General features: G+C 64.3%; 6 protein-coding genes and 3 pseudogenes. 5 read left to right on the forward strand and 4 right to left on the reverse strand.

Going from position 1 to position 9,535, the window contains the following annotated elements; all coding sequences use genetic code 11:
* From BQ7477_RS10565 to BQ7477_RS12870, 3 genes and pseudogenes are all read left to right on the forward strand, one after another.
* Positions 1–1,538, forward strand: a 1,538-nt coding sequence (locus BQ7477_RS10565; protein WP_073983832.1) for a SpaH/EbpB family LPXTG-anchored major pilin, incomplete at its 5' end; no start/stop codon positions are given.
* Positions 1,539–1,676: 138 nt separating this feature from the next.
* Positions 1,677–2,510, forward strand: a pseudogene (locus BQ7477_RS10570) (class C sortase); the annotation flags it as partial.
* Between the two features lie 9 nt (positions 2,511–2,519).
* Positions 2,520–2,849 (forward strand): arsenate reductase/protein-tyrosine-phosphatase family protein, encoded by a 330-nt coding sequence (locus tag BQ7477_RS12870; RefSeq protein WP_420884446.1) that lies wholly within the window; start codon positions 2,520–2,522, stop codon positions 2,847–2,849.
* Positions 2,850–3,016: 167 nt separating this feature from the next.
* On the opposite strand, the gene BQ7477_RS10575 is transcribed toward BQ7477_RS12870, so the two are convergent.
* Positions 3,017–3,967 (reverse strand): endonuclease domain-containing protein, encoded by a 951-nt coding sequence (locus tag BQ7477_RS10575; RefSeq protein ID WP_234968810.1) that lies wholly within the window; start codon positions 3,965–3,967, stop codon positions 3,017–3,019.
* 335 nt (positions 3,968–4,302) lie between these two features.
* Here BQ7477_RS10575 and BQ7477_RS10585 point away from each other — a divergent pair, with 335 nt between their 5' ends.
* On the forward strand, positions 4,303–5,082 hold the full coding sequence (locus BQ7477_RS10585; RefSeq protein WP_073983834.1) for a hypothetical protein: 780 nt from the start codon (positions 4,303–4,305) through the stop codon (positions 5,080–5,082).
* A 405-nt stretch (positions 5,083–5,487) separates the two neighbouring features.
* Here BQ7477_RS10585 and BQ7477_RS10590 read toward each other — a convergent pair whose 3' ends face one another.
* The 3 genes and pseudogenes from BQ7477_RS10590 to BQ7477_RS10600 all read right to left on the reverse strand — a co-directional run.
* Complete coding sequence (locus BQ7477_RS10590; RefSeq protein ID WP_073983835.1) at positions 5,488–6,831, reverse strand: cytochrome c biogenesis protein/redoxin; 1,344 nt, start codon at positions 6,829–6,831, stop codon at positions 5,488–5,490.
* A gap of 227 nt (positions 6,832–7,058) precedes the next feature.
* Entirely contained in the window at positions 7,059–7,697 is a 639-nt protein-coding gene (locus BQ7477_RS10595; protein ID WP_129582576.1) for a nucleoside/nucleotide kinase family protein, read from the reverse strand.
* A gap of 11 nt (positions 7,698–7,708) precedes the next feature.
* Positions 7,709–8,203, reverse strand: a pseudogene (locus BQ7477_RS10600) (phosphoribosyltransferase); the annotation flags it as partial.
* Positions 8,204–8,737: 534 nt separating this feature from the next.
* On the opposite strand from BQ7477_RS10600, the pseudogene BQ7477_RS10605 reads away from it, so the two are divergent.
* A pseudogene (locus tag BQ7477_RS10605) lies at positions 8,738–9,532 on the forward strand (cysteine ABC transporter substrate-binding protein); the annotation flags it as partial.
* Positions 9,533–9,535 lie beyond the last annotated feature (3 nt).

A 9,535-nucleotide genomic window follows, 5' to 3' on the forward strand; every position in this document is an offset into this window, starting at 1 on the left:
CCTCCCCGACGCAGGCCGCCCCCACCTTCGGCCTGGCCGCCACGCAAGAGCGCGCCCCCTCGCTGGTCGACCTCGACGCCACCAGGACCGGCTCCCTCACCATCCACAAGCTGATCAAGAACGCCACCAACGGCACGGACCCTGGCAACGGCCTCGAAGACACCACCGCGTCCGGCACGCCGCTGGACGGAGCCGAGTTCACCGTTTCGCGCCTGACCAACGTCGACCTCACCACGCAGGCCGGCTGGGAGAAGCTCCTCAGCTACAACGGCGACGTTGCTGCCGCGAAGAACGGCGGCACCGACGCCCCCCAAGTGAAGACCACCTCCGGCGGCGGCCTGGCTGAGTTTGATGGCCTTACCCTCGGCGCCTACGTCGTGGAAGAAACCGTCACGCCCCCCGGCTACGTCGGCTCCAAGCCCTTCATCGTCACGGTGCCCATGACGCACCCGACCGACCTCAACAAGTGGGTCTACGACGTCCACGCCTACCCGAAGAACACCAAGGCCGGCCTGGAGAAGACCGTCAACGACACCGACACCCCCGCCGTCGGCTCCCCGATCTCCTACACCATCAAGTCCGACGTGCCCGGAGTCGAAACCCTCGACTACTACGACGTCGTCGACCAGTACGACAAGCGCGTGCAGCTGCCCGAGGCCAACGTCGCGCTGAAGCTCATCAACGGCAAGACCGGCGACGTCACCCTGACCAAGGACGTCGACTACAAGCTGATCGCCGCCGACGCCCCAGACGGCAAGACCAAGTTCTGGACCGCCGAGTTCACCCAGGCCGGTCGCAAGAAGCTGATCGACAACCGCAAGGACGACACCACTAAGGTCCAGATGGACCTGTCAGGCACCGTCAACGAACCGGTCGGCACCGACGGCATCTACAAGAACACCGGTTACCTGCTGCCCAGCGCCCCCTCCAACGGCTGGACCCCCGGCTCCGGCACCGTTCCCCCGCCGGGAACCCCCAAGTCCGAAGTTGAGTCCAAGTTCGGCAAGGTGAAGATCACCAAGACCTCCTCCAAGGCCAAGCCCGACGGCAGCTTCGACAAGCTCTCGGGCGCCAAGTTCGCGGTCTACAAGTGCACGCCTCAGTCCACCCCCACCGCAAACTTCGACTCCGTCGACGCGACCCTCGACCAGCAGCTAACCGTCAACGGCGCCACCGAATTCACCACCGGCACCGACGGCACCGTCACCATCGACGGCCTGCGCAACAACGACTGGGAGAACAACGAAGACGTCACCAACCCCGGCTGGTACTGCCTCGTTGAGACCAAGGCCCCCGACGGCTACGAACTCCAGACCCGCCCGATCGCCTTCCAGATCCTGCAGTCCAACTCGAAGGCCGACAACACCTACACCCTCGCGACGACCGTCAAAGACGTCCCGAAGAACGGCGGCTTCAACCTGCCCGTCACCGGTGCAGCCGGCATCGGCGTCCTCATCGGAGCTGGCACCCTCCTCGTGGGCGGCGCCGGCGCGATCGCCCTGGCCAACAAGCGCCGCAAGGACCAGGCCGACTCCTGACCCTCACTAGCTAGCAACACACAGGGGGGTGTGGACCCACAGGTCCACACCCCCCACGCGCTACCCACACCCCGCCCACAGCGGAACTACCCTGTCACCAGACAAACCACCACGGCCTCGGCAACGAACGGAGAAAGCGTGAGCACCCAAACGCCCAACCACAAGAAGACCCCCCTCAAACGGCGTCTCCTCACCATCGCGCCCCCCATCCTGCTGCTCGCCGGCATCCTGGTCCTCCTCTACCCCGTCTTCGCGACCCAATACAACAACTACCGCCAAGAAACCATCGCCTCCCAATTCAGCGCAGTCGCGCAGGACGCCGGCCCCGACGCCGTCGCCGAAAACCTACGCCGCGCCGACGAATACAACGCCACCGCCGCCGAATCACCCATCCTCGACCCCTGGCTGGACGCCCAACGCCCCGACACAGCGCCCTACCAGGAATACCTCAGCCAACTCAACCTCAACGACGTCATGGCCACCATCAAAATCCCCGCCATCAACGTCAACCTACCCATCTACCACGGCACCGAAAGCGCGACCCTCGACAAAGGCATCGGCCACCTCTTCGGCACCGCCCTACCCGTCGGCGGCGACTCAACACACACCGTCCTCACCGGACACACCGGCCTCGGCACCGCCACCATGTTCGACCAACTCACCAGCCTCAAAGAAGGCGACGTCTTCTACATCGAAGTCCCCGGACGCCACCTCAAATACCAGGTCACCGACATCCGCGTCGTCCTGCCCAACGAAACCGAAACCCTCAACAAAGTCGAAGGCAAAGACCTGGCCACCCTCATCACCTGCACCCCCTACGGCATCAACACCCACCGACTCCTAGTCACCGGCGAACGCGTCCCCATGGACGAAGCCGCCGCCGCCGCAGAAGCAGCCCAAGTCAAAGGTGCCGTCCTCAAACCCTGGATGATCGCCATCCTCATCGCCGTCGCCATCATCCTCCTGGTCTCCGCCATCANCCTGCGCGACGCCGGGTACGCCGTGCCCGACCATCGCGCGCGCCAGATCCGCCCCGGCGAGCTGGGGGAGTGGGACCTGATCCTCGCCATGACCTCGCGGCACCTGAGCGTCCTGGAGCGCCTCGCCGATCGGACGGGGGTTGAGCACGCGGGGGCGCCCGCGTCCGCTTCCGACCTGGGAGAGGGGCCGCGCATATGCCTGTACCGCGACCTCGACCCCGAGGGCAGCGGCGACGTGCCCGACCCGTGGTACGGCGGCCACCAGGACTTCCTCGACACCCTCGAGGTCATCGAGCGGGTCACGCCGCAGATCCTCCAGCTTCTCAGCTGACGGGTACAGCGCGCTTGGCGGGCTTCCCCCAATGTCGCACGTAATTCCAAAACGGTAAGTTTTGGAGTCCTCTGAAAGCCGCGGAATATCAACGATGTGGATTCAAAGGTTGAAATAGCGGTGAGGGAATTACGTGCGACATTTTTGGGTAAGCGCGGTGTGTGGCGTCAAGATGCCTGTCCGAGGCCGAGGCTCGGCAGATAGAGCCCGCCCAAGATCTGCAGGAAACCGATGTTTTTCGCGGCGCACTCGTGAATCTCCCCTCCTTCCGCGTGCGACACGAGGCCTCGGACCGCCTTCACCGATTCGGGGACCTCCCGCGCGAAATCTCCATTCATGACGTCGTCATAGGTGAAACGCAGGACCACGTACCCGCGCCGGAGAAGTTCGCGGTCGCGCTTGAGGTCCTTCTCGCGCTGCTCCTTCGATGAGTGGAAGGCCCACCCATCCACCTCGATGACGATGAAACCGAGGATGATCATGTCGACCTCGCCGACCCCCTCGATCCAGACTCCTACCTCCGGAGTCAGCCCCATGTCGATCAGTTGCAAGCGGGCAACGGTTTCGAGGATCGAGCGGGCGCGGTCAGTCGACAGGCCGATTGCCTCGCGCAAATGGGGAACTCTGCTGCCAGAAATCGGCAGTGTGAGGGTCGATATGTCGTACAAGCCTTGATTTCGTGCGGCATCGAGCATCGGCAAGGACACCTTGAGAGGCATGCAGACGAGCACACGCTCCAGCACCGTGCCGATACTGGCCACGTGTGTCCGCCTCTCTTCCTCGCTCATGATCTGTTCCCTATGGATGCATACGTCGTCGAAGCGGCGTAGTTTCGACGCGTGCATTCCTCGGTTATACGCAACCGACAGGTGTGTCTTCTGTGGGCGTTCCTCCAGCAGAAGGGGTAGCCCGTATATCTGGGCGGCACTCACGCACGAGAGGCTGGCGTTGTAGACGAAGGCTCGGACTTGGTCCAGCGTGAAGCTGTGCCTGTCATAGATCCAGCCCCGGTAGTGTCCGATGGATTGCGGCAGCATTGCCGGTGTGAGCTCCGCGTGGTGCAGATTCGATAGTTTCGTGATTCCATGGCGTTTACGTAGCTCTTCATTGAGGTCCATGCACATATTGTGCGTCTTTATAACAGTTCATGCGTGTAGTTTGAGAAATCTGTGGATAACTCAGAGATTTCGCACGTAATTCTAAAATGGTAAATTTTGGGGTCCTTTGAAAACCGCGGAATTTCAACGGTGTNAAACGAACAGGACACACACGCCTCATCCAAGGACACACCACCACCAACTGGAAACAAGCCCTCGCCCAACTCACCACCGCCTACCCCGACCGAATCACCCCCTACCTCTAACCCCCATACACAGAAAAATTGACAGGCTCCGCTGAGCGGCCACACGCAACAGGCGATTGCATGCGCACACAGCACGAACTAAGGACGTATATGAACGCACTGAAAAAAGTCGCACGTGGCGAGCGGACGACAATCGTCGTCATTGCACTTGTCGCAGCCGTCGCTCTGGTCCTGGGCGTCGGTGGCTTCTTCATGGCGCGCACGTTCCTGACTAGCACGGACTCGGGAACCACGGCCTCGAAGGCGAGTTCCGATTCAAACGGAGGAATGAGTGGCGACTCCTCGTCCAGCGAGACTTCACAGGCGCCCGACACCGCGCCGCAGTCTGAGGCGGCTGCTCCCACCCCGGAGGCCATGGCCTCGAGCATGCCCCCGTGTGAGGACGGCACCTCTGCGCCCGACGGAACCTGCCTGCACCCAGCATCGGTTCAGTGGCTCGACGACCTCCTGCCCGACCCGTCCACCGTTGATCGCAAGGATGCTGACGCGGTGTGCTCCGCCTACGTCATCACCAATCAAACGTGGGACGCATCGCGCGACGTCACGGACGCGTTCGCGTCCATCCGCGCGAGCGTCTACGAAACGCCCGAGCTGCAGCGTAATCACACGCCGACCCCCGAGCTGGTGAAGGGGCAGGGTGAGTTCCTGCCGCTGGTGCCAAATCGCTCCCACACGACTGTCACGATTGAGAACATCGGCGTCGAAGGCAGGGAATCGACCCGCCGCGAAGGTAATGAGTGGGTGAGGCTCGTCAGCTTCACACGCTCCTACGCGGACGGCTCGCACGAGCCGGTCCGCGCGCTGGTGTTCCTGACCCTCGTCGAGCAGGAGGACGGCACCTGGGCTGTCGGTAACGCCGAGTGGCACTGATTGGCGCGAGGCGCGTGGGACATGGATCTGTGCGGCTGATATACCGTGTGTCCGCCATGCTCGGCGGCCCTCGAAAGTCGCATGCAATTCCTTCCCGGGGTCTTTGATGGACCCTGCAAAAACCGCATGATTTCAACGATCTGATTTCAAATCTTGAAAGAGTTGTGGGGGAATTGCATGCGACATTTTTGGGTAACTAGTGATCAGGGTGGAAGTGTGGGGCGGAATCGCGGGGCGGAAGACCGTGTGGAGGGGCGACGAACGAGGCCGGTATGAATGCGACGAGCCGCCCCGCGGTAGCCGCCCGCGTGCCGTCACGAGGCCTCGGCCCCCCGAGAGGGTGGCTGCCCGTGTGCCGTCGCGAGGCCTCGGCCGCCTCAGTCGGATCCCCTCAGTCGGGCCGACTCAGTCGGGCAGGGACGCCCCCGCCTCGGTGAGGAGGGCGCGAATCTGCTCCTCGACGCCAGCGGTGCCGCGACCGACCGAGCGCAGCTGCCCGTCCGCGCCCGCGATGTAGTGCGTGGGCCACGCGGACGCGCCGTACGTCTGGAAGTCCGTCAGCTCCGGATCCAAGGCGACCGGATACGTGATGCCCAGGCGCGACACAGCGTCGGACACAACCGAGGGGTCGCGTTCGTAGGCCTGCTGGGGCGAATGCACTCCGATCACGACCAGGCCGTAATCCTTGTATTTCTCGTATATGCGTTCAAGCTCGGGAATCTCACGCTGGCAGTTCGTGCACGAGCTCGACCAGAAGTCCACGAGAGTCACCGTTCCGGTCGGCTGACCGAGCGCATTAATCCACTCGGAGGAGGTGAGGGCCGGCAGGGTCCCGCAGTCCTTCCCGGTGCCTCGCGCGCATTGCGCGAAGTCGCCACGCGCCTCGACCGCGGTCTCAGGGTCGCAGGCGCCGGTGTCGCAAGCCTCGCCATCGCCCGCCTGGAGCGAGGCCGTGTAGTCCGGGATGATCCGCTGCAGCGTCGCGGGAGCGTCGGTGGCGATACCGAGAGCGAGTGCGATCATGGCGACGCCGGCGGCGATACGCAAGGGCCGCTGGCGGGACTTCAAGAAGCTCGCTGCCGCTCCTGAACCCGCCATAGCGACGGCCAGCAGTGGGATCGACAGGCCCACCGCGAAGGAGAGCGCTAGGCCCGCGATGCGCCACGTGAACTGGCCGTTGTTCGAGGCGACGATGACCGAGGTGAGGACGGGCCCCGCGCAGGGCACGAACGCAGCGCCGAGCACCAGGCCAAGGCCGAAGCCAGCACCGTCACTCGTTGTGCGCGGCGCCAGGCGCGCGAAGGGCCGCTCCAGGATTTCCATGACTTTGGGGACGATCATGCCGACGCCAACGGCTACCAGCGCCACGATGCCGGCCCAGCGGATCGCCGTCTGTGGCAGGTGGAGCAGGCTCAGCAGCGCCGACCCGGCGACGGTGATCAGCATGAACGAGGTGACGAGGCCTGCGACGATCAGCAGGGGTCGGCGTGCGACGCTCGGCGAGTTGTCGGCGGTCTTGCGCGCGGCGACGGCGGGTGTGCCGCCTCCCTTGCCGAGGGTGATGCCCGGCGCGACGCGGAACAGAGCGGGGTCCACGGCGTTGGTCGGACTCTCAGGGAACGAGGCCGTGGCAGCGTTCGCGGTCTCCTTTCCGCCGGCCGCGCCGAGGAAGAGGACGGGCAGGACGGGGAGGATGCACGGGGAGATGCCCGTGACGAGGCCGCCGAGCAAGCCAAGCAAGAGGAACATAGGTTCACCTTACTTGGAAGTGGTTGAAAATGCGCGCAACATGGTGCCTGAAGGTGTGAAAACCCTGAGGCTTGGGTTGGTATTAATTACCCGACACCCAAAAGTCGCACGTAATTCCCTCCCGAGAATTTCAAACTTTGAAATTGGGCCGTTGAAATCATGCGACTTTCGGCCGTACTCTAAAACTGACCCGGGGGAATTACGTGCGACATGTTGGGGCGCGGGGACTACAACGACAGGATTAAGTCCGCGCGGGCTTTCGTGCGCTCCACGAGCGTCATGTTCGCCGCGTCCACCGTGCGCACCCAGTGAGCCGCGTCCGAGCGGTCGCGACCAAAACTGACGTGCCGGTCGATGAGGCGAGAGGCTAGTTCCTCGAACGGCGTATCAATGTAGACGAGCAAGTCGATGAGTCCGCGCACGTCCGCCCACCCCGGCAACTCCAACCCCAGATAGTTGCCCTCTGTGATGACGACGCCGTCGACCTCGACGGGCAGGGAGGCGGCGACGGGTTCATGCAGGTCGCGACGGTAGTCGGGGGCGAGCACCACGCCGTCCGCGCGGCGCACCCGCCCGAGGAGGGCCACGTACCCGCCCACGTCGAAGGTGTCGGGCGCGCCCTTGTGGTCAGCCAATCCGCGTGCGGCTAGCAAGGCATTTGACATGTGAAAGCCATCCATGGGAGCCATGCCCGCGACAGCGAGGCCCGCCTCAGGGAGGGCGTTGGCCAGTTCCGCAGCGATCGTGCTCTTCCCAGTCCCAGGCGGACCCGTCAACCCGAGCACGCGCACAGGGTGACCGACGCGTGCACGCTCGGCCACGGCCTCGACAATGTGCGTCGTGATCGACGAAACCTGGGTGTCCACCTGCTCCTCGCTCACGGCTGGATGACGGGCAGGGTTGACCAGGGGAAGTTAATCCACTTATCGGTGAGGTGCCACACGTAGTCCGGCTCAATAATGGAGACGGGCTTCTTGTAGATGACGGCGCTGCGGGCATCGACGTGGATGGAGGAGGAGCCGTCCAGCGACAGGCCGTGCTCGTCGATGAGGTCCATGACCATCTTCAGGGTCTTGCCGGAGTCTGCGACATCGTCGACGACGAGGACGCGTTTGCCGTCCATCGCGGAGACGTCCATGAGTGGGGGAAGGAGGATGGGTTCGGTGAGTGTTTCGCCGATGCCGGAATAGAATTCGACGTTCATGGTGCCGATCGCTTTGACGTCCATCGCGTAGGCGATGGCGCCGGCCGGGATGAGGCCGCCGCGCGCGATCGCGACGATCAGGTCCGGGATCCACTCGGAGGCAACGATCTGTCGCGTGAGTTCGCGGGATGCGTCGCCGAAGCCCTGCCAGGTGAGGACTTCGCGGTCNAGTTGAGGGCGCTGCCGGCGCGCTCGCGCCCGCTGATCCCGGGGGCGAGACCGGGGCCCAGTCCGCCGCCGAGCCCGGTGTTTCTGCTGGGGCAGGCGCCACGCCCGCTGGCACCTCGCCCGAAGCGCCCGTTTCCCCCGGTGCTCCCGACGCGGTCGCGGCTGACCCAGGCGCCGCGCCCCCCGACCTGCTGGCTGACGCCGAGAAAATCTCTGACGAGGAGATCGACGCGGGCCGGAGCGCAGCCCTGAAGAAAATACTAGAGGAGCGCGGCAAACAGTAAGCGGGCGGGGCCCCGGCCCGCCGTGTACACGGAGACCGCGAACGGACTCTCCGCTTGGCCTCGGCCCGGCCCCGTGGTTCCTCAACAATGTCGCACGTAATTCCCCTGTGCCTATTTCAGACTTTGAAATTGCATCGTTGGAATTGCAACGTTTGTGGGCTATGTCCAAAAATGACCGTGTTAAATTACGTGCGACTTTAGGGGGCCCAGGAAAGGGGCCGCCCCCACGCGGCCCCGCGCGGGGGCGGGCGCCGCCTCGTCCTCCTCGGGCGCGCAGGTCGGAGACCGCACCCCCGAGCAGATCCAGGAAGCCGGCGAAATCGTCATCGGCATCTTCTCCGACAAGGCCCCCTTCGGCTACATCGACGCCGACGGCAAACCCGCCGGATACGACGTCGTCTACGGCGACCGCATCGCCGCCGACCTGGGCGTCACCGCCAAGTACGTCCCCGTCGACGCCGCCGCCCGCACCGAGGTCCTCGCTTCCAACAAGGTCGACATCACCCTCGCGAACTTCACCGTCACGCCCGAGCGCGCCGAAAAGGTCAACTTCGCGAACCCCTACTTCAAGGTCTCCCTCGGCGTTGTCTCTCCCACCTCCGCTGAAATCACCGACGTGAGCCAGCTGGCCGGCAAGACCCTCATCGTCACCAAGGGCACGACCGCCGAAGCCTACTTCGAGGCCAACCACCCCGAGATCAAGCTCCAGAAGTACGACCAGTACTCCGACGCCTACCAGGCCCTCGAGGACGGCCGCGGCGACGCCTTCTCCACCGACAACACCGAGGTCATCGCCTGGGCGATCGCGCACCCCGGCTTCAGCGTCGGCATCAAGAGCCTGGGCGACACCAGCTACATCGCGGCCGCCGTCAAAAAAGGCAACACCGCGCTGCTGGACTGGCTGAACAACCAGCTCGTCGAACTTGGCGAGGAGAACTTCTTCCACAAGGACTACGAGCAGACCCTCGCCCCCGTCTACGGTGACGCCGCGACCCCCGACGACCTGGTCGTCGAAGGCGGCCAGGACACCACCTCCACCAACTAATAC

It is taken from the genome of Actinomyces bouchesdurhonensis, assembly GCF_900128465.1.
Classification (GTDB): domain Bacteria; phylum Actinomycetota; class Actinomycetes; order Actinomycetales; family Actinomycetaceae; genus Pauljensenia; species Pauljensenia bouchesdurhonensis.